Origin of the sequence: Mesorhizobium sp. M4B.F.Ca.ET.017.02.2.1, assembly GCF_003998955.1 — a bacterium.
Classification (GTDB): domain Bacteria; phylum Pseudomonadota; class Alphaproteobacteria; order Rhizobiales; family Rhizobiaceae; genus Mesorhizobium; species Mesorhizobium abyssinicae.
Genome location: NZ_RZOF01000086.1, coordinates 1 through 19,163, shown reverse-complemented (window position 1 = coordinate 19,163; position 19,163 = coordinate 1). Strand labels below are relative to the sequence as shown.

Below are 19,163 nucleotides of genomic sequence, written 5' to 3'. Positions count from 1 at the left end.
ATTGGCGAAGCCCGTCATGACGTCCGATCTCCCCCCTCCCGCCCCACTAATCCACGAAAATCAGCGCAGGCGTTTCCAGCAGCGCCTTGATGCGCTGGACGAACACAGCGGCATCCCAGCCGTCGATGACGCGATGGTCGAAGCTGGACGACAGGTTCATCATCTTGCGCGGGATGAACTGGGTGCCGTCCCACACCGGCCGCACCATCATCTTGTTGACGCCGACGATCGCCACCTCCGGATAGTTGATGACCGGCGTCGTCGCCACGCCGCCCATGGCGCCGAGCGAGGTGATGGTGATGGTCGAGCCTGACAGCTCGTCGCGGCTCGCCGTGCCCGACTTCGCCGCCTCGGCCAGCCGGTTGACCTCGGCGCCGCACTCCCACAGGTCGCGCGCCTCGGCATGCTTGACCACCGGCACCACCAGCCCGGACGGCGTCTGCGCGGCGATGCCGATATGGACGCCGCCATGCTGGTGGATGATGCCGGCCTCGTCGTCGAAGATCGCGTTGATGCTCGGCTGGTCGGCGATCGCCTTGACCATCGCCCGCATTAGGAACGGCAGCAGCGTCAGCTTCGGCCGGTCCTGCCGCTTCTCCTTGTTCAGCGTCGCCCGCAGCTCCTCCAGTGAAGTGACGTCGATCTCCTCGACATAGGTGATGTGTGGGATGCGCGATTTGGCGAGCGCCATCTTCTCGGCGATCTTGCGCCGCAGCCCGATGACCTTGATGTCCTCGACATTGTCCTTGCGGGCAAGCCCGGAGGTTTTCGCGACCTGCGGCCCGCGCGCCAGGAACGCCTCGATATCCTCATGGCCGATGCGGCCGGCCGGGCCGGAACCCGCGACCTGCCTGAGGTCGATGCCGGCTTCCCTGGCGCGCAGCCGGACGGCGGGCGAGGCCAAAGGCTTCTCGCCTTCGGGACGCGGCGCGCCGGAAACCAAGGCCCGTGCCGCCCCATTTGCGGGAGCTGGCGCCGGCTTGGCTTTCGGCGCGGCGACCTTTGACTGCGCCTTCGGGCTCGCCGGAGCGGCCTCGGGTTTCGGGGTTGGCAGCTTGGCTGGCGGTTCGGCCTTGATGGCCTCTTCCGCCGCATCGCTCTGCGGCTTCATATTGCCCTCGCCGGCAACCTTCAGCCGCACGATCGGCGAGCCGATCGCCACCGTGTCGCCGATCTCGGCGCCCAGCCACAGGATCTCGCCATCGACCGGCGAGGGAATCTCGACGGTTGCCTTGTCGGTCATGACGGCGGCCAGCACCATGTCCTCGCGCACGAGGTCGCCGACCTTCACATGCCATTCGACCAGCTCGGCCTCGGCGACGCCTTCACCGACATCCGGCAGCTTGATGACGTGCTCGCCCATGGTCAGGCCTCCCCTCTTCAAGCTTCCAGCGTTTCGACGAGCGCGCGGCCGACCCGGGCCGGGCCGGGAAAGTAGTCCCACTCCTGCGCGTGCGGATAGGGCGTGTCCCAGCCGGCGACGCGCACGACCGGTGCTTCCAGATGGTAGAAGCAGTGTTCCTGCACCAGCGCCGAGAGCTCGGCGCCGAAACCGGAGGTCAGCGTCGCCTCGTGCACCACCACGCAGCGTCCGGTCTTCGTCACCGAGGTGACGATCGTCTCGAGATCGAGCGGCAGCAAGGTCCTCAGATCGATGATCTCGGCGTCTATGCCGGTCTCCGCGGCCGCCGCCTCGGCGACATAGACCATCGTGCCATAGGCGAGCACCGTGACCGCGGCGCCCTGCCTGCGGATCGCCGCCTTGCCGAGCGGGACGGTGTAGTGGCCGTCGGCGACCTCGCCAAGATCATGTTTCGACCACGGCGTCACCGGGCGGTCGTGATGGCCGTCGAACGGACCGTTGTAGAGCCGCTTCGGCTCGAGGAAGATCACCGGATCGGGATCCTCGATCGCCGCGATCAGCAGCCCCTTGGCGTCGGCAGGGTTGGACGGCACGATCACCTTCAGGCCGGAGACGTGGGTGAACAGCGCCTCCGGGCTCTGGCTGTGCGTCTGGCCGCCGAAGATGCCGCCGCCGGTTGGCATGCGGACCACGATCGGGCAGGTGAAATCGCCGTTGGAGCGATAGCGCAGCCGCGCCGCCTCCGAGACGATCTGGTCGTAGGCCGGATAGACATAGTCGGCAAACTGCACCTCGACGCAGGGCTTCAGCCCATAGGCGGCCATGCCGATGGCGGCGCCGACGATGCCGGCTTCGCTGATCGGCGCATCGAAGCAACGGCTCTTGCCGTATTTGGCCTGCAGGCCTTGCGTGCAGCGGAAGACGCCGCCGAAGAAGCCGACATCCTCGCCGAACACGACGACGCGCTCGTCGCGCCCCATCGACACGTCCATGGCGTCGCGGATGGCCTCGATCATGGTCCGTCTCGGCATGGTCAGACCCCCGCCTGCTGGCGCTGTCGCCTGAGATGCGGCGGCATCTCGGCATAGACGCCCTCGAACATGTCGCGCGTCGACGGCTTGCCACCGGCATGCAGCGTGCCGTGGCTCTCGGCCTCCTTCTGCGCCGCGATCACCGTCTCGAGGATTTCGGCTTCCGCCTGGGCATGGCGCTCGTCCGACCAGACGCCGCGCAGGATGAGATGGTTCTTCAGCCGCACGATCGGGTCGCCGAGCGGCCAGGCATCGGACTCCGCCTTCGGCCGGTAGGCGGACGGGTCGTCCGAGCTCGAATGCGCGCCGACGCGGTAGGTGACATATTCGACCAGCGTCGGCCCGAGATTACGGCGCGCCCGCTCGATCGCCCATTTCGCCACCGCATGGACGGCGAGATAGTCGTTGCCGTCGACGCGCAGCGAAGGGATGCCGAAACCGAGGCCGCGTGCCGCGAAAGTGCCGGAGCCACCACGCGCAATGCCCTGGAAGGTCGAGATTGCCCACTGATTGTTGACGACATTGAGCACCACCGGCGCCTTGTAGGTCGAGGCGAACACGAGTGCTGCATGAAAATCGGACTCCGCCGTCGAGCCGTCGCCGATCCAGGCGGCGGCGATGCGCGAATCGTTGGAGATCGCCGAAGCCATCGCCCAGCCCACCGCCTGGATGTACTGCGTGGCCAGATTGCCGGAGATCGAGAAGAAGCCGTGCTCCTTCGACGAATACATGATCGGCAGCTGCCGGCCCTTCAGCGGATCGGCCTCGTTGGAATAGATCTGGTTCATCATCGTGACCATCGGATAGCCGTCGGCGATGAGCAGGCCGGCCTGCCGATAGGTCGGGAAGTTCATGTCGCCCTTGGCCAGCGCCTTGCGGAAGGCGCAGCTCACTGCTTCCTCGCCGAGATGCTGCATGTAGAAGGAGGTCTTGCCCTGGCGCTGCGCCATCTGCATGCGCTGGTCGAAGCTGCGCAGCGTCATCATGTGGCGCAGGCCTTCGAGCAATTCCTGGTCGGAAAGCAGCCCGGCCCACGGCCCGACCGCTTCACCATCGCGGTTGAGCACGCGGATGATCGAGAACGCCATGTCGCGGATGGTGCGCGGATCGACATCGATCTCGGGGCGCGGCGCCGATCCGGCCTTGGGAATGGTCACATTGGAGAAATCAGGCGTGCCACCCGGCCGCACCTCGGGCTCGGGAACATGGAACCGCAACATTCCAGCATCGGCCATGACCTACGTCCTCCAATGTTGCCGGTGCGATAGTTGCACATCCGCGCCACTAATTCATCGGCCAGATGACGGGCCGTCCCCCGGCTTCTCGGCTGATCAAGGCCGATACGGCGCGCTGGCGACAAGATGCAGATATGACGGCGAAATTTCTTGTCGATGTTTTCGCCCGCCGCGCAATTTGGCGAATGGCTGTGACCGGTCTGGCGCAAGAGCCTGAAATGCCCGGACAACGTAGGCGTTCGGGTAACTGTCGAGGCCAGTGCTGCCCCTCACCCTGCCTGCCGGCATTCTCCCCGTATAGTGACGGGGAGAGGGGCGCTGTGTCCCCGTTTCGCCAATCATCAACGTCGCAAGAAGGGCGCCAACGTCGCGGCCAGCCACCTTCTCCCGTCACTATACGGGGAGAAGGTGCCGGCAGGCGGATGAGGGGCGGCGCCGGCGGTCAGCTATGAATCATCCGACATCGAAACAATCGCCGCGCGAGCCAGATAGGCCTCTGCAAGTTGCCGAAACTCTGGTTCACCCGCCCCGCCTCATGCTAACTCACCCCGCATGGCACAGAAGAAGGGATACGAGGTCGATTCGTGGCTGGCGCGGCCTGACGCGGCCATGTCCATCGTCCTGCTTTACGGCCCGGACCGCGGGCTCGTCGCCGAGCGCGCCAAGGCTTTTGCCGGCAAGACCGGCCTGCCGCTCGACGATCCGTTCTCGGTCGTCAGGCTGGACGGCGCGGAAGTCGACCGCGACCAGGGCCGCCTGCTCGACGAGGCGCGCACCGTGCCGATGTTCTCCGACCGGCGGCTCTTGTGGGTTCGCAACGCCAGCGGCCAGAAAGCGCTGGCCGACGACGTCAAGGCGCTGACATCGGAGCCGGTGCGGGACGCCATCATCCTCATCGAGGCCGGCGACCTGAAGAAGGGCACCGGCCTGCGCGCCATCGTCGAGGCCGCCGGCAACGCCATCGCCCTGCCCTGCTATGCCGACGAGGCGAGGGACATCGACACCGTCATCGACGACGAACTGCGCAAGGCCGGCATGTCGATGACGCTGGAGGCGCGCCAGGCGCTGCGCCGCAATCTCGGCGGCGACCGGCTGGCGTCGCGCGGCGAGATCGAGAAGCTGGTGCTCTACGCCCACGGCCAGAAGGAGATCGGCCTGGACGATGTCCGGGCGACCTCCGGCGACGTGTCGGGCGCGTCCTTCGACGATGCCGTCGACGCGCTGCTGGACGGCAAGATCGCCGATTTCGACACCGCTTTCACCCGCCACTGCCAGGGCGGCGGCCACCCATTCCTGGTGCTGTCGGCGGCGATGCGCCAATTGCAGGCGATCCAGGCGATGCGCGGCCAGATGGAGGGCGGCCGCAACGCCGCCTCCGTCGTCGCGGCCGCGCGCCCGCCGGTCTTCTTCTCGCGGCGCAAGCTGGTGGAAAAGACGGTGGAGCGCTGGAACGTCGAGGCGCTCGGCCGGGCGCTCAACCGGCTGCAGACAGCGGTGCTGCAGACCCGCAAGCGGCCGGACCTGTCGGAAGCCCTGGCGCGCCAGGCGCTGCTCGGCATTGCGGTCGAAAGCGCGCGGTTGGCGCAGAGGGGCTGAGTTGTCTTCGCCTGAATGCAGTCCCGGTCGCCTATGAGAGCAATTCCAGGAAAAGTGGCGGGCGGTTTTCCGTACGGAATTGCGCAATAACAAACACTTCGGGCAGACCCGGATTCCATGAAGCGCTGAACCGCACTACAGACTTCAACCTCAAATTGTGATTGGTTGGCTGGCGCCAGTTGTTTCAGGGGCGATTCGGGGGGGTGAAATGACCAAGAAAGTTGTTATCGGGTTCTTTTTCAGCGTGTTCTTGACGGTTGTCCTCTGGCAGGTCACCGCTCGCCTGTCCTTCGGCCGCGCGTTGGACGACATCGCGTTCATGGCAAGTCCAATCGTGGCGATCGTCATTTCCGTACTGCTTGTCCGGTCGAAGCTGATGCACAGCAACCGGACAAACGAAGATGCGGACGAGGCCTAGCGACCGGGACTGGCGCGTTCCATCGTTTCAGCAACGCTGAACCGCCCTATCTCATTGTTTTGGAGCAATTCCGGACGGAAAGCCGGGCGGGCGAAATGAAGGGCGCCTTTCCTCTCCCCCGTCGATCGGGGGAGAGGTGTCGAGCGAAGCTCGACGGAGTGGGGGTCGACCAGCGCCGGCGTCGTTGTCTGGCGGGGTGATGCCTGGCCCTGATTGGTGAATTGTCGGCGGCGACGTATTTAAGAACCGCCTTCCCCCACTCCGTCGCCGCTTCGCAATGCCACCTCTCCCCTCCGGAGGGAGAGGAAAGAGCCGGCGGAGGGCGGATGGGTCACAAAACGAAGGGCCGGCGGATGCCAGCCCTTCCTCGCTTTTCATCTTAAGCCGAAACTTTATTAGCCGGCTAAATGTCCTGAAATCTCGACACCTTACCGTTCGTCCTTCAGCCGCCGGCAGAGCTCGTCGAGCTGGTCCAGCGTCCGGTAGTTGACGCGAATTGTGCCGCCGCGATCCTTGTGCTCGATCGAGACGATCATGCCGATCGTGTCGGTGAGCAGCTTTTCCAGCGCCAGCGTGTCGGGGTCCTTTTCCACCGGCTCGGCTTTTTTCGCCTTGGCCGGCGTCGGGCCGGCCGGCATCTGCGCCAGTGCTTCGGCCTGGCGCACCGAAAGTCCCTCCTCGACGATGCGCTTGGCGAGGCCCGCCGGGTCCTCGGCCGTCACCAGCGTGCGGGCGTGCCCCGCCGACAGCGCGCCGTCGACCAGCATGTCGTGGATGACATTGGGCAGCTTCAGGAGCCGCAGTGTGTTGGCGACATGGCTTCGGCTCTTGCCGATCACCTGGCCGAGGTCGGCCTGGGTGTAGCCGTGCTCGTCGATCAATTGCTGATAGCCTTGCGCCTCCTCGACCGGGTTGAGGTCGGCGCGCTGCACGTTCTCGATGATCGCCAGCTCCAGCGCCGTGCGGTCGTTGACCTCGCGCAGGATGATCGGCAGCTCGGTCAGGCCGGCGCGCTGCGCCGCCCGCCAGCGCCGCTCGCCGGCGATGATCTCGTAACGGCCGGGCTGCGTCGGCGACGGCCGCGCCACCACCGGCTGCACGACGCCGTGCTCGCGGATCGACTGTGCCAGATCGGTCAGCTCGGCATCGCCGAAATGCCGGCGCGGGTTCTTCGGATTGGGGCTCACGAATTCGATCGGCACCTTGCCGTCGGCCGCCGGGCTCTGCTTTTCCGGGATCGCCGGGCGGTCGATCTCGCCGATCAGCGCCGCCAGGCCGCGGCCAAGTCTTTTTCTCGAAAGGTCTTCACTCATAATCTGTCCAGATCGTTTCGGTATCGAATCGGCGTTTGGCCGGCATCAGGCGGCGCGCAATTTGCGCTCGCGGCGGATCACTTCGGAAGCGAGCTGCAGATAGGCCTGGCTGCCCGAGCATTTGAGGTCGTAGAGGATCGCCGGCTTGCCGTAGGAGGGCGCTTCGGAAACGCGGACATTGCGCGGGATGATCGTCTCGTAGACTTTGTCGCCCATATGCGTGCGCACGTCCTGCACCACCTGGTTGGCCAGGTTGTTGCGGCCGTCGTACATGGTAAGCACGATACCCTGGATGGTGAGATCCGGGTTGATCGTGCGGCGCACCTGCTCGACCGTCTCGAGCAGCTGGCTGAGACCTTCGAGCGCGAAGAACTCGCACTGCAGCGGCACCAGAACGGAATCGGCTGCCGCCATTGAATTCAAGGTCAAAAGGTTGAGCGACGGCGGGCAGTCGATCAGCACATAGCCGAAAGGCGCCGAACGCTCGGCCGCCGCGCGCAACGCGTTGCGCAGCCGCAGCACCCGGTCCGGCGCCGAGGCGATCTCCATCTCGATGCCGAGCAAATCGAGCGTCGATGGCACGATCGAGAGGCCCGGCACCGCCGTCGGCACCGCCGCCGCTTCGAGTTCGAGCTCGCCGATCAGCACGTCGTAGGAGGAGACGGTGCGGTCCTTGCGGTCGATGCCGAGCCCGGTGCTGGCATTGCCTTGCGGATCGAGGTCGACGATCAGCACCTGTTCGCCGATCGCCGCCAGCGCCGTCGCCAGATTGATGGCGGTCGTCGTCTTGCCGACGCCGCCCTTCTGGTTAGCTACGGTGATGATTCGAGGTCCAGTTTTCATGGGTCTATGCCAGTGATTCATTGCGGGGTCGCCGGGCGCAGATGGGTGACTTCGAGGATGACGCCATGAGGGTCGGTCATGCTTGGATGTTCTACCAGATCGAATGCCCAGCGGTGAGTGCTTTCTTCCACCTCGGCCCGGTAATCCCGGCCTTTGTGGAAAAGCGCGCGCGCCCCTTTGGTCAGCCACGGCGCCGCCAGGTCGAGCAGCGCCGGCAAAGCCGCAAGCGCTCGCGCCGTGACGATTTCCGGTGCCGCAACAAGCGGATAGCTGTCGTCGATGCGCCGTGCGACGACTCGCGCCGGCAGCCCGAACTGGCCGACGACCGCCTGCAGGAACGACGCCTTCTTGCGGTTGCTTTCGACCAGGTCGATCGACGCGCCGTCGCGCTCGGCTAGCAGGAAGCCCAGCACCAGTCCGGGAAAGCCGCCGCCCGAACCGAGGTCGACCCAGCGTCTGGCCTCGGGTTCGATTCGGGCGAGCTGCGCGCTATCCAGTATGTGCCTGCGCCAGACATCGTCCAAGGTCGACGGCGCGGCGAGGTTGATGCTGCGGTTCCATTTCAGGAACAGCTGTTCGAAGGCAACCAGACGCTCGAATGTTTCACGTGAAACCGGGCCCGCCGCTTCCTGCAGGCTCTCCCATGACGCAGCACTCACGCGACATGCCTCTGCGCGGCGGCTTCGGCGTTGCGGACATGGGCGACGATGATCGCCAGCGCCGCCGGCGTCATGCCCTCCATGCGCTGTGCATCGGCGATGGAGCGCGGCTGCCGCGTCTTCATCTTCTGCTTCAGCTCATTGGACAGGCCGGGGACGTCGGCGAAATCGAGCGATGCGGGGATCAATCGGCTTTCCTCATGCCTGATCTGCGCGACATCAGCCTGCTGGCGGTCCAGATAGACCGAATATTTCGCTTCCGTTTCGAGTCGCTCGGCCGTCTTCGCATCGATTGAGCCGAAGCGCGGCTCGATGCGCGCCAGCCAGGCAACATCGACACCGGGGTAGGCGAGCAGCTCATAGGCGGAACGGCGCACGCCATCCCTGTTGATCTCCAGCCCATGCCGCGCCGCCTCGTTGGGCGTGAACAGCACGCTCGATGCCAGTTCCCGCGCCTTGGCAAGATCCTCGTTCATCCCGTTGAAGCGCCGCATCCGTTCCATTGACGCGATCCCCAGTCGGTCCGCCATCGGGGTCAGCCGCTCATCGGCATTGTCGGCTCTCAGCGACAGGCGGAACTCGGCGCGCGAGGTGAACATGCGATAGGGCTCGGCAATGCCGCGACTGGTGAGGTCGTCGACCATCACGCCGATATAGGCTTCGGTGCGGCTGAGCACGATCTGCTCGTTGCCGGATGCCTTGCGCGCGGCGTTCAGGCCGGCGAGCAGACCTTGCGCGCCGGCCTCCTCATAGCCGGTCGTGCCGTTGATCTGTCCGGCGAGGAACAGGCCGCCGATCCGCTTCGTCTCCAGCGTCGGCAACAACTCGCGCGGATCGACATGGTCGTATTCGATGGCATAGCCGGGCTGCAGCATGGTTGCCCGCGCCAGCCCCGGGATCGACTTCAATATGTCGAGCTGCACATCCTCCGGCAGCGAGGTCGAGATGCCGTTCGGGTAGACGGTGTCGTCATCGAGACCTTCGGGCTCCAGGAAGATCTGGTGGCCTTCACGGTCGCCGAACTTGACGATCTTGTCCTCGATCGACGGGCAGTAGCGCGGCCCGACGCCTTCGATCGAGCCGGAATACATCGCCGAGCGGCCGAGATTGGCGCGGATCAGCTCATGCGTGGCCGGCGTCGTGCGGGTGATGCCGCAATGGATCTGCGGGTTCTGGATCGCGTCGGTCAGCAGCGAGAACGGCACCGGTTCCTCGTCCGCCACCTGGCTTTCCAGCGACGCCCAGTCGATGGTGCGGCCATCAAGGCGAGGGGGCGTCCCGGTCTTGAGGCGCCCAAGCGTAAATCCCGCGCGGCTCATCGTTGCCGACAGGCCAAGGCTCGCCTGCTCGTTCATGCGACCGGCGACGATCTTCTTCTCGCCGATATGGATCAATCCGCGCAGGAAGGTGCCGGTGGTCAGCACCACCGCGCCGCAAGCCAGGAGACGATCGCCCGAGATCTGAACGGCCGCGATCCGTCCTTCCGCGATCTCAAAGTCGAGAACTTCGCCCTCGATCACCTCGAGATTGTTCTGCTGCCGAATCGCTTCCTGCATGGCCAACCGATAGAGCTTGCGATCGGCCTGCGTGCGCGGGCCGCGCACGGCCGGACCCTTGCGGCGGTTGAGCAAGCGGAACTGGATGCCTGCCGCATCGGCGATGCGGCCCATCAGCCCGTCCATGGCGTCGATCTCGCGCACCAGGTGGCCCTTGCCAAGGCCGCCGATCGCCGGATTGCAGGACATGACGCCGATTGTGTCGAAACGCAGCGTCACCAGCGCCGTCTTCGCGCCTGCGCGTGCGGCGGCGCTGGCCGCCTCGCATCCGGCATGGCCGCCGCCCACCACAACCACATCATAGCGATCGTTCATCTTTTTCGAGTCCAAAGTCTGAAGCTGCCCGGAGAGATGTTCCCGCGAGGCTTCGCTGTCAAGGATGCAACACCGACTCGTTTCACGTGAAACAATGCGACTGCTCCGCTAGACCTTGTGTTTCACGTGAATCATCTGCGCCAAAGCCAGCCCGACAATGTTTCACGTGAGTCATTTACCGATGCAGAACTGCGAAAAGATGACGTCGAGCATGTCTTCCACATCGACCGCGCCGGTGATTCGTCCGAGCCTGTCCGAGGCCAGGCGTAGCTCTTCGGCGCGCAACTCCTGGCTTCGCTCGTGCCCGGCCAGCGCCGTTCGCAGGTGATCATTTGCATCTTTGAGCAATTCGACATGGCGCAAGCGCGACGGCAGCACGTCGCCGATATCGCCAACAGAAGCTGCGGCGCGACGGCCGACCTCCGCCAGCAGATCGGACAGCCCGGTGCCAGTCCTGATCGAGATCACCGCGTCATAGAGTTTCGCGCGATCAACAAGCAGTTCACCCCCAGCCAGGTCCGCCTTTGTCCCGATCCTCAGCAGCGGCGCATCGGACGGCACCGCGCCAGGATCGACGGGCGACGCCATATCCTCCAGCAGCAGCAGAAGGTCCGCGCCGCCCGCCTTGGCGCGCGCCTTCTCGATGCCGATCGCCTCCACCTTGCCGGGCGCCGCGCGCAGGCCGGCCGTATCGGTGACGCGGACTCGCATCCCTTCGAGGTCCAGCACCACTTCGAGCAGATCGCGCGTCGTGCCCGGCTCGTCGGTCACGATCGCTGCCTCCCGCTTGGCCAACGCATTGAAAAGGCTGGACTTGCCCGCATTCGGCGCGCCAAGGATGACAACCTCGAACCCGTCGCGGATGATCTCGGCGGCCCGGAACCCGTCGATGTGGCGATCGATCTCGCCGATCATTGCCCGCACATCCGACCAGACCGCGTCCGAAACGGATCCCGGCACGTCATCCTCGTCGGCAAAGTCGATCTCCGCCTCGATCATCGCCCGCGCATGGATCAGCCGCCGCCGCCATTCGGCGTATAGTTCGCTCTGCGCCCCCTCGGCATTGCGCACCGCAAAGCGCCGCTGCGCCTCGGTCTCGGCATTGACGAGATCGGCCAGCGCTTCGGTCTCGACCAGATCGAGCCTGCCGTTGAGAAAGGCGCGGCGCGTGAATTCGCCGGGCTCCGCATGCCTGACACCGTCAAAGCCGGCGATGGTCTCCAGCATCTTCGCCGCCACGGCGCGGCCGCCATGCACCTGGAACTCGGCGACGTCCTCTCCGGTGAAGCTGCCCGGTCCGGGGAAGAAGAGAACGACGCCGTGGTCAATCACCGATCCGTCCGTCGCGATGAGCTTGCGATAGGCGGCGGCGCGCTCCTTGACCATGCCGCCGGCGATCGTTTCGACTACGAATCGAGTCCTGGGGCCGGAGATGCGGATGACCGCGATGCCGGCCGGCAAGCGGCCGCTGGACAAGGCAACAATCGAATCGCTCAAAATCATTTGCCCGCTCTACCGAACCGCCCTAGCTTCCCGCGCAACTCTGTTAACCGAGCATGCCGTCGTGACCTTGCCCGCGCAAAACCTGCTGGCCGAAGAAGCCAGCCCCTATCTCCAGCAGCACAGCGACAATCCGGTGCATTGGCGCGGCTGGTCGCCGGCTGCGCTCGCCGAAGCCAGGGAGCGCGGACGCCCGATCCTGCTCTCGATCGGCTACGCCGCTTGCCACTGGTGCCATGTCATGGCGCATGAAAGCTTCGAGAACGACGCCGTGGCCGCCGTCATGAACCGGCTGTTCGTCAATATCAAGGTCGATCGCGAGGAGCGGCCCGACATCGACCAGATCTATATGGCGGCGCTGCATGCGATGGGCGAGCAGGGCGGCTGGCCGCTGACCATGTTCCTGACGCCAGACGGCAAGCCATTCTGGGGCGGCACCTATTTTCCGCGTGAGGCCCGCTACGGCCGGCCAGGCTTCATCCAGGTGATGGAGGCGGTCGACAAGGCATGGCGGGAGAAGCAGGAAAGCCTCGGCCAGAGCGCCGACGGCCTGACCAGCCATGTCGAGGCGCGGTTGGCGGGAAGCCATGGCAAGGCCGTGCTCGACCGCGACACGCTCGGCGATCTGGCCGGCCGTATCGACGGCATGATCGACCGCGATCTCGGCGGCCTGCGCGGCGCGCCGAAATTCCCCAACGCGCCGTTCATGCAGTCGCTCTGGCTGTCCTGGCTGCGCGACGGCGCCGCTTCGCACCGCGATGCCGTGCTGCTCAGCCTCGAGAAGATGCTGGCCGGCGGCATTTATGATCATGTCGGCGGGGGATTGAGCCGCTATTCCACCGACGCCGAATGGCTGGTGCCGCATTTCGAGAAGATGCTCTACGACAACGCCCAGCTCCTGCGCATGTGCAATTGGGCCTTTGCCGCCACCGGCAATGATTTGTTCCGGATACGAATCGAAGACACGGTCGCCTGGCTGCTACGCGAGATGCTGGTCGACGGCGGCGGCTTCGCCGCCAGCCTCGATGCCGACAGCGACGGCGAGGAGGGGCTGTTCTACACCTGGAACCGCGACGAGGTCGAAGCCGTGCTTGGCGACGATACCGCCATGTTTTTCAAATACTTCGACCTCGCTAGCCCACATGGCTGGGAAGGCAAGCCGATCACCCGCCAAACCGCCGACCAGCAAAAGCAAAGCATCGTCGACCATGCCTTGCTGGTGCCGTTGAAGCAAAAGCTCCTGGCCGCCAGGGAACGGCGCGTCAGGCCCGGCCGCGACGGCAAGGCGCTGACCGACTGGAACGGCCTGATGATCACCGCGCTTGCCGAAGCCGGCCGTGCCCTGCAGCGGCCCGACTGGATCGGGGCCGCGGCGCGGGCCTTCGCCCACATCGTCGAAGCGAGCCATGACGGCCGCCTGCCGCATTCCATGCTCGGCGCCAGGAAACTGTTCCCGGCGCTGTCGAGCGACTATGCCGCCATGACAAATGCCGCCATCTCACTGTTCGAGGCCACCGGCGAGACGACCTATGTCGATCGCGCCAGGCATTTCATCGCGCTGCTCGACCATTGGCACCAGGATGCCGACAAGACCGGCTACTATCTGACGGCGTCCGACAGCGCCGATGTCCCGATCCGCATCCGCGGCGACGTCGACGAAGCGATCCCGTCCGCCACCGCCCAGATCATCGAGGCGCTGGTGCGGCTGGCGTCGGTCACCGGCGATCTCGATCTTCAGGAAAAAGCCTGGACGACCGCCGAGCACGCCATGGGCCGGGCCGCCCAGCAGGCCTATGGCCAGGCCGGCATCGTCAATGCCTGCGCGCTGGCACTCGAGCCCCTGAAGCTGGTGCTGATCGACAATCTAGAGAGGTCAAGCCTCGTTCCGGTTGCGAATCGGAATCCCGACCCGCGCCGGGTGGATATTGTCGTGCCGGTCGGTACGGAAGCGAATCGACCGGCCTTGCCGGGTGGGGTGGTGCCACCCACCGAAAAGCCGGGCGCCTGGCTGTGCACCGGGCAGGTTTGCCTGCCGGTGGTTACCGATCCGGAGGAGTTGGAGAAGTTGCTACGGCGAGGGTAGTCGGAAGCGGCCTACGAAGCGTTTCTCAGCTGGCTCGCAGTTTCAAGCGCTGGCGCTGCCCCTCATCTGGCTGCCGCCATCTTCTCCCCGCGAACGGGGAGAAGGGGCTGTCGACACCGGCTTCGCTAACCACCGACCTTGCAAGAGAAGCGCCGGCATCGCGGCCAGCCTCTTTCTCCCCGTTCACGGGGAGAAATGCCCGGCAGGGCAATGAGAGGCGGTGCTGACCTCTGCGATTGGCTGCCAGCGACCGAGACAGATTTCCTGACGAAGGCGAGGGGAGTTCCCCGCTATGACCGACCCTCCCCACAAGGGGGAGGATAGCCCAATCACGTATTCATCGAATCGAAGAAGTCGGCGTTGGTCTTGGTCTGCTTCAGCTTGTCGATGAGGAACTCGATCGCGTCGGTCGTTCCCATCGGCGCCAGGATGCGGCGCAGCACGAAGATCTTCTGCAGGTCCGCGCGCGGCACCAGCAGGTCTTCCTTGCGGGTGCCGGACTTGAGGATGTCCATGGCCGGGTAGATGCGCTTGTCGGCCACCTTGCGGTCGAGCTGGATTTCGCAGTTGCCGGTGCCTTTGAACTCTTCGAAGATGACTTCGTCCATGCGGCTGCCGGTATCGATCAGCGCGGTGGCGATGATGGTCAGCGAGCCGCCTTCCTCGATGTTGCGGGCGGCGCCGAAGAAGCGCTTCGGGCGCTGCAGCGCGTTGGCGTCGACACCGCCGGTCAGCACCTTGCCGGAGGATGGCACCACGGTGTTGTAGGCGCGGCCGAGGCGGGTGATCGAATCGAGCAGGATGACGACGTCGCGGCCATGCTCGACCAAACGCTTCGCCTTCTCAATCACCATTTCGGCGACCTGGACGTGGCGGGCGGCCGGCTCGTCGAAGGTCGAGGAGATCACTTCGCCCTTCACCGAGCGCTGCATGTCGGTCACTTCTTCCGGCCGCTCGTCGATCAGAAGCACGATCAGATAGCATTCCGGATGGTTGGCGGTGATCGAATGGGCGATGTTCTGCATCAGCACCGTCTTACCGGTGCGCGGCTGCGCGTTGATCAGTGCGCGCTGACCCTTGCCGATCGGCGCCACCAGGTCGATGACGCGCGGCGAGATGTCCTTCGAGGTCGAATTGTCGACCTCCATCTTCAGCCGCTTGGTTGGATAGAGCGGCGTCAAATTGTCGAAGTGGATCTTGTGCCGGATCTTTTCGGGATCGTCGAAATTGATGGTGTTGACCTTGAGCAGCGCGAAATAGCGCTCGCCCTCTTTCGGGCTGCGGATCGGCCCTTCGACGGTATCGCCGGTCTTCAGCGAAAAGCGGCGGATCTGCGAGGGCGAGATGTAGATATCGTCGGGACCCGGCAGGTAGTTGGCATTGGCCGAGCGCAGGAAGCCGAAGCCGTCCTGCAGCACCTCGACCACGCCATCGCCGATGATCTCGATGTCCTGGGCGGCGAGCTTCTTCAGGATCGCGAACATCAGCTCCTGCTTGCGCATGACGCTGGCGTTCTCCACCTCGAGCGATTCGGCATAAGCGATCAGCTCTGGCGGCTTCTTGTTCTTGAACTCGGTGAGTTTCATTTCTTGCATTAGATGGACTCTGGGTAGGCTTTGGGGAGAAAAATCGGCTGGATGCGACAAATGCCGGGCGCGGCCGAAAGCGAAAAAATGGGGCGGCGCATGACGGGAAGGAAGACCCGTCTTTTATCGTCGCTCGTCTGAAAGAGCAAGCCGCCTTTTGCGCCGTCGCGGGAAGCCTCAGAACGGCTTCACGACGACCAGGATGACGATGACGATCAGCAGCAATGTGGGGATCTCATTGACGATCCGCCAGTGGCGCGCCGGCTTTTCATTCTTGTCCTCGGCGAATTTCCGCACCGCCCCGGCGAGATAGCCATGCAGCCCCGACAATACGAGGACCAACGCTATCTTGGCGTGCAGCCAGCCGCCATGGAAAGCAAAGCCCTTCCATGCCAGCCAGAGCCCGAACACCCAGGTCGCGATCATCGCCGGATTGATGATGGCTCTGAGCAGCCGGCGCTCCATCACCTTGAAGGTTTCCGACTGCGCCGATCCCTTCTCGGCATCGGCATGATAGACGAAGAGCCGGGGCAGATAGAGCATGCCAGCCATCCACGAGATGACGGCGATAACATGGATGGCCTTGGCCCACAGGTAAAAGCCGTCGGACGCCACGAAGTAAAGCAGCGCGGTCGCGACGACCAGAGCGGCGATGCCAATCACCATGCGCTTCATCGCCTGCCCGGTGCTGTTGGTATTGTCAGCCATCAGCGCGTCGCGCTCCGCACCTGTTTCACCATCGCCTCGACATGCGCGATCGGCGTCTCCGGCGTGATGCCGTGTCCGAGGTTGAAGATCAGCGGCCCGCCGCCCAGCGTCCTCAGGATCGCGTCCACGCCGTCGGCCAGCGCCTTGCCGCCGGCCACCAGCCGAAGCGGATCGAGATTGCCCTGCACGGCGCCGCCAAGCTGCAATTCCTTCGCCATCGAGAGCGGCACCGTCCAGTCGAGGCCGAGCCCGGTGATGCCGGTCTTGGAGCGATAGTCGCGGTAGCGCTCGCCGGCGCCCTTCGGAAAACCGATGATCGGAACATTCGGGTGGACCGCCTTCACTTGCCTCGCGATCTCGGCCACCGGCTCGACGCAGAAAGCCTGGAAGGAAGGCTCATCCAAAACACCGGACCAGGAATCGAAGATCTGCACCACATCGGCGCCGGCTTCGATCTGGCGGATGAGATAAGCGGCCGAATGATCGGCCAGCACTTTCAACAGCCGTGCGAAGGCCTCCGGCTCGCGATAGGCGAAAAGCCGCGCCGGCGCCTGGTCCGGCGTGCCCTGGCCGGCGATCATATATGTCGCCACCGTCCAAGGCGCGCCGCAGAAGCCGATCAGCGTCGTTTCATCAGGCAATTTGGCACGCAGCCGGCGAACGGTCTCGTAGACCGGTTCGAGATTCACGTGAAACAAATCGCCGGTGAGGCCCGCAATCTCCGCCGCCGAGATCGGCGTCAGCATCGGCCCGCGGCCCTCCTCGAAGCGGACGTCTCGGCCGAGCGCGTTGGGCACCACAAGGATATCTGAGAACAGGATCGAGGCGTCGAAGCCGAAGCGTGCGATCGGCTGCAGCGTCACCTCCATCGCAAGGTCCGGATCGTAGCAGAGATCGAGGAAGGAGCCGGCGCGCTTCCGGGTCTCTCTATACTCCGGCAGATAGCGGCCGGCCTGGCGCATCATCCAGATGGGCGGGGGAAAGACAGGCTCGCCCCTCAAAACGTCCAGCATGATCCGTTTTCCAGGCATTCAGCGTCGCCTCTCGATGGTCCTCTTAAATCAAATATCTATTTTAAAAGAGTCTTCTGATTCTAAGAGTCTGTTGGTTGTGGTGGTTGCGACCTGTCCAGCCTGCCGCCCGAAAAGGCCAGTCAGCATATTGTCGCGCGATCCCGATCGCGATTTGGAGGGTTCTGGGGAAGAACCGGAATTCCCCTTCCGAGTCAACAGCTTGGCCTTTCGCTTCCAAACTTCGGGCTGTGGATGATATCGGCCAAGAAAAGTTGATCCCCAGTTTTGTCCCCAGCGCCCCGACAAAGCCTACAGCAGGGCGAATTGTGGACAACCCACCATCTGATACAGTCGCTCTCGCCGCCTTCGCGTCTTTGTCCGATCTTGTCCACAACTGCCCACAGCCTGGAACCCGCGCCTGTGAACAAACCCCAGAGCTTCTTTCACCTGCACCTGATTTCCGACGCCACCGGCGAGACGCTGCTGGCGGCCGGCCGCGCTGCCTCCGCGCAATACAAGGACGCGCGCGCCATCGAGCACATCTACCCGCTGATCCGCACCGAAAAGCAGGTGGCCAAGGTGTTCGAGGATATCGAGGAAGAACCCGGCATCATCCTCTACACCGTCGTCGACCAGAAGCTCGCACGCGGCATCGATGAGCGTTGCGCGGCGATGGGCCTGCCTTGTGTCTCGGTGCTCGAGCCGGTGCTTGCCGTCTTCCAGTCCTATCTCGGCACCCCGGCCGGCCGCCGTGTCGGCGCCCAGCACGTGCTCGACGCCGAATATTTCCGCCGCATCGATGCGCTGAACTTCACCATGGAGCACGATGACGGACAGCTGCCCGCCAACATGGACGATGCCGACATCGTGCTGATCGGCATTTCGCGCACCTCCAAGACGCCGACCAGCATCTATCTCGCCAACCGCGGCATCAAGACCGCCAACATCCCGATCGTGCTCGGCGTGCCGGTGCCGGAGAGCCTGCTCAACGCCAGGACGCCACTGATCGTCGGCCTGGTCGCCACCGCCGAGCGCATCTCGCATGTCCGCCAGAACCGCATCCTCGGCAACACCAGCACCTATGTGCCGTCCGACTATGTCGACCGCGCCGCGATCAACGAGGAGCTCGCCTACGCCCGCCAGATCTGCACAAGGCATGGCTGGCCGATGATCGATGTCTCCCGCCGTTCGATCGAGGAAACGGCGGCGGCGATCGTTGCCCTGAGAGGGAAGTCGAGATAGAGGAGCAAGAAACTAGTTTTGCGAGTCACCTTGGCGGAGGTCGGCGCCGCCCCTCACCTGCCTGCCGGCATCCTCTCCCCGTGTAGGGACGGGGAGAGGGGCGCTGGTGTCTATGGTTTCGCCAATCGCCAGCGCTGCTGGAAAGCACGCCTGCGCTGAAGCTGGCCCTTTCTCCCCGTACGGGGAGAAATTTCCGGCAGGACAATGAGGGGCGGCGCCAACTCTACAATAGCAAGGCTTTGCATACACCAACCGTCCCCTGTCCGCGTCCGAGTACAAAATGACCGAGAAAATCATCCTTGCCTCCGGCAGTCCGTTCCGCAAGGCGATGCTGGTCAATGCCGGCGTCGAGATCGAGGCGGTGCCGGCCGAGGTCGACGAGCGCGCGCTCGAGGCGCCGCTCAAGGATAGCGGCGTGTCGCCGGAGGACGTCGCGCTGGTGCTTGCCGAAGCCAAGGCCACCGAGGTCAGCGAACGCCGGCCGGGCGCGCTGGTGCTCGGCTGCGACCAGACGCTGTCGCTCGGCGACGAGGTGTTCCACAAGCCGGCCGACATGGAAGGCGCGCGCCGCCATCTGCTCGCGCTATCCGGCAAGACCCATCAGCTCAACAGCGCCGCGGTGCTTGCCCGCGACGGCGAGGTGCTGTGGCGGCATGTCGGCGTCGCCAGCCTCACCATGCGCAAACTCGACCCCGCCTTCAT

The 19,163-nt window shown here is 64.7% G+C and carries 16 protein-coding genes; 5 read left to right on the top strand and 11 right to left on the bottom strand.

Annotation, left to right across the window (positions count from 1 at the left end):
* Nucleotides 1–46: 46 nt before the first annotated feature.
* Genes EN738_RS13320 through EN738_RS13310 form a run of 3 tightly spaced genes read right to left on the bottom strand, consistent with a single transcriptional unit; the run spans nt 47 to nt 3,629 of the window.
* Nucleotides 47–1,363 (bottom strand): dihydrolipoamide acetyltransferase family protein, encoded by a 1,317-nt coding sequence (locus EN738_RS13320; RefSeq protein ID WP_127284090.1) that lies wholly within the window; start codon nt 1,361–1,363, stop codon nt 47–49.
* Nucleotides 1,364–1,380: 17 nt separating this feature from the next.
* Nucleotides 1,381–2,394, bottom strand: a complete 1,014-nt coding sequence (locus EN738_RS13315; protein WP_127284089.1) for an alpha-ketoacid dehydrogenase subunit beta — start codon at nt 2,392–2,394, stop codon at nt 1,381–1,383.
* Nucleotides 2,395–2,396: 2 nt separating this feature from the next.
* Nucleotides 2,397–3,629, bottom strand: coding sequence for a 3-methyl-2-oxobutanoate dehydrogenase (2-methylpropanoyl-transferring) subunit alpha (locus EN738_RS13310; RefSeq protein WP_127284088.1), 1,233 nt, complete (start codon nt 3,627–3,629; stop codon nt 2,397–2,399).
* 552 nt (nt 3,630–4,181) lie between these two features.
* Between EN738_RS13310 and holA the strand changes: the two genes are divergently transcribed.
* Together holA and EN738_RS13295 are read left to right on the top strand one after the other, a co-directional pair.
* Entirely contained in the window at nt 4,182–5,225 is a 1,044-nt protein-coding gene (gene holA / locus EN738_RS13300) for a DNA polymerase III subunit delta (protein ID WP_127284087.1), read from the top strand.
* A gap of 208 nt (nt 5,226–5,433) precedes the next feature.
* A complete protein-coding gene (locus tag EN738_RS13295) occupies nt 5,434–5,643 on the top strand; it encodes a hypothetical protein (protein WP_127284086.1) in 210 nt (69 codons plus the stop codon).
* 428 nt (nt 5,644–6,071) lie between these two features.
* On the opposite strand, the gene EN738_RS13290 is transcribed toward EN738_RS13295, so the two are convergent.
* The 5 genes from EN738_RS13290 to mnmE form a co-directional block, all read right to left on the bottom strand.
* Nucleotides 6,072–6,956 carry a ParB/RepB/Spo0J family partition protein gene (locus EN738_RS13290; protein WP_127284085.1) on the bottom strand — a complete coding sequence of 295 codons (885 nt, stop codon included), beginning with the start codon at nt 6,954–6,956 and terminating at the stop codon, nt 6,072–6,074.
* A gap of 45 nt (nt 6,957–7,001) precedes the next feature.
* Nucleotides 7,002–7,799, bottom strand: a complete 798-nt coding sequence (locus EN738_RS13285) for a ParA family protein (RefSeq protein WP_127284084.1) — start codon at nt 7,797–7,799, stop codon at nt 7,002–7,004.
* Between the two features lie 17 nt (nt 7,800–7,816).
* Nucleotides 7,817–8,458 carry a 16S rRNA (guanine(527)-N(7))-methyltransferase RsmG gene (rsmG, locus tag EN738_RS13280; protein ID WP_127284083.1) on the bottom strand — a complete coding sequence of 214 codons (642 nt, stop codon included), beginning with the start codon at nt 8,456–8,458 and terminating at the stop codon, nt 7,817–7,819.
* Complete coding sequence (gene mnmG / locus EN738_RS13275; RefSeq protein WP_127284082.1) at nt 8,455–10,329, bottom strand: tRNA uridine-5-carboxymethylaminomethyl(34) synthesis enzyme MnmG; 1,875 nt, start codon at nt 10,327–10,329, stop codon at nt 8,455–8,457. Before mnmG ends, rsmG begins: the two co-directional genes overlap by 4 nt.
* A 171-nt stretch (nt 10,330–10,500) precedes the next feature.
* Nucleotides 10,501–11,832, bottom strand: coding sequence for a tRNA uridine-5-carboxymethylaminomethyl(34) synthesis GTPase MnmE (gene mnmE, locus EN738_RS13270; RefSeq protein ID WP_127284081.1), 1,332 nt, complete (start codon nt 11,830–11,832; stop codon nt 10,501–10,503).
* Between the two features lie 61 nt (nt 11,833–11,893).
* Here mnmE and EN738_RS13265 point away from each other — a divergent pair, with 61 nt between their 5' ends.
* Nucleotides 11,894–13,912, top strand: a complete 2,019-nt coding sequence (locus EN738_RS13265) for a thioredoxin domain-containing protein (RefSeq protein ID WP_127284080.1) — start codon at nt 11,894–11,896, stop codon at nt 13,910–13,912.
* A gap of 329 nt (nt 13,913–14,241) precedes the next feature.
* Here EN738_RS13265 and rho read toward each other — a convergent pair whose 3' ends face one another.
* The 3 genes from rho to hemE form a co-directional block, all read right to left on the bottom strand.
* Entirely contained in the window at nt 14,242–15,507 is a 1,266-nt protein-coding gene (gene rho / locus EN738_RS13260) for a transcription termination factor Rho (protein ID WP_127284079.1), read from the bottom strand.
* A 168-nt stretch (nt 15,508–15,675) separates the two neighbouring features.
* Nucleotides 15,676–16,206 carry a protoporphyrinogen oxidase HemJ gene (hemJ, locus tag EN738_RS13255; RefSeq protein WP_126057325.1) on the bottom strand — a complete coding sequence of 177 codons (531 nt, stop codon included), beginning with the start codon at nt 16,204–16,206 and terminating at the stop codon, nt 15,676–15,678.
* The gene (gene hemE, locus EN738_RS13250; RefSeq protein WP_127284078.1) at nt 16,206–17,237 is read right to left on the bottom strand and encodes a uroporphyrinogen decarboxylase; all 1,032 of its coding nucleotides are present in this window, start codon (nt 17,235–17,237) and stop codon (nt 16,206–16,208) included. The genes hemJ and hemE overlap by 1 nt, the downstream gene beginning before the upstream one ends.
* 402 nt (nt 17,238–17,639) lie before the next feature.
* Here hemE and EN738_RS13245 point away from each other — a divergent pair, with 402 nt between their 5' ends.
* Entirely contained in the window at nt 17,640–18,461 is an 822-nt protein-coding gene (locus tag EN738_RS13245; protein ID WP_127284077.1) for a pyruvate, water dikinase regulatory protein, read from the top strand.
* 280 nt (nt 18,462–18,741) lie between these two features.
* Nucleotides 18,742–19,163 (top strand): Maf family protein (locus EN738_RS13235; protein WP_127284076.1); only part of this gene is annotated, 422 nt, incomplete at its 3' end.

What these genes read in the sequence shown, in the direction of transcription:
- EN738_RS13320 (WP_127284090.1), bottom strand. Translation starts at nt 1,363, where the DNA reads ATGGGCGAGCACGTCATCAAGCTGCCGGATGTCGGTGAAGGCGTCGCC.
- EN738_RS13315 (WP_127284089.1), bottom strand. Translation starts at nt 2,394, where the DNA reads ATGCCGAGACGGACCATGATCGAGGCCATCCGCGACGCCATGGACGTG.
- EN738_RS13310 (WP_127284088.1), bottom strand. Translation starts at nt 3,629, where the DNA reads ATGGCCGATGCTGGAATGTTGCGGTTCCATGTTCCCGAGCCCGAGGTG.
- holA (WP_127284087.1), top strand. Translation starts at nt 4,182, where the DNA reads ATGGCACAGAAGAAGGGATACGAGGTCGATTCGTGGCTGGCGCGGCCT.
- EN738_RS13295 (WP_127284086.1), top strand. Translation starts at nt 5,434, where the DNA reads ATGACCAAGAAAGTTGTTATCGGGTTCTTTTTCAGCGTGTTCTTGACG.
- EN738_RS13290 (WP_127284085.1), bottom strand. Translation starts at nt 6,956, where the DNA reads ATGAGTGAAGACCTTTCGAGAAAAAGACTTGGCCGCGGCCTGGCGGCG.
- EN738_RS13285 (WP_127284084.1), bottom strand. Translation starts at nt 7,799, where the DNA reads ATGAAAACTGGACCTCGAATCATCACCGTAGCTAACCAGAAGGGCGGC.
- mnmG (WP_127284082.1), bottom strand. Translation starts at nt 10,329, where the DNA reads ATGAACGATCGCTATGATGTGGTTGTGGTGGGCGGCGGCCATGCCGGA.
- mnmE (WP_127284081.1), bottom strand. Translation starts at nt 11,832, where the DNA reads ATGATTTTGAGCGATTCGATTGTTGCCTTGTCCAGCGGCCGCTTGCCG.
- rho (WP_127284079.1), bottom strand. Translation starts at nt 15,507, where the DNA reads ATGCAAGAAATGAAACTCACCGAGTTCAAGAACAAGAAGCCGCCAGAG.
- hemJ (WP_126057325.1), bottom strand. Translation starts at nt 16,206, where the DNA reads ATGGCTGACAATACCAACAGCACCGGGCAGGCGATGAAGCGCATGGTG.
- hemE (WP_127284078.1), bottom strand. Translation starts at nt 17,237, where the DNA reads ATGCCTGGAAAACGGATCATGCTGGACGTTTTGAGGGGCGAGCCTGTC.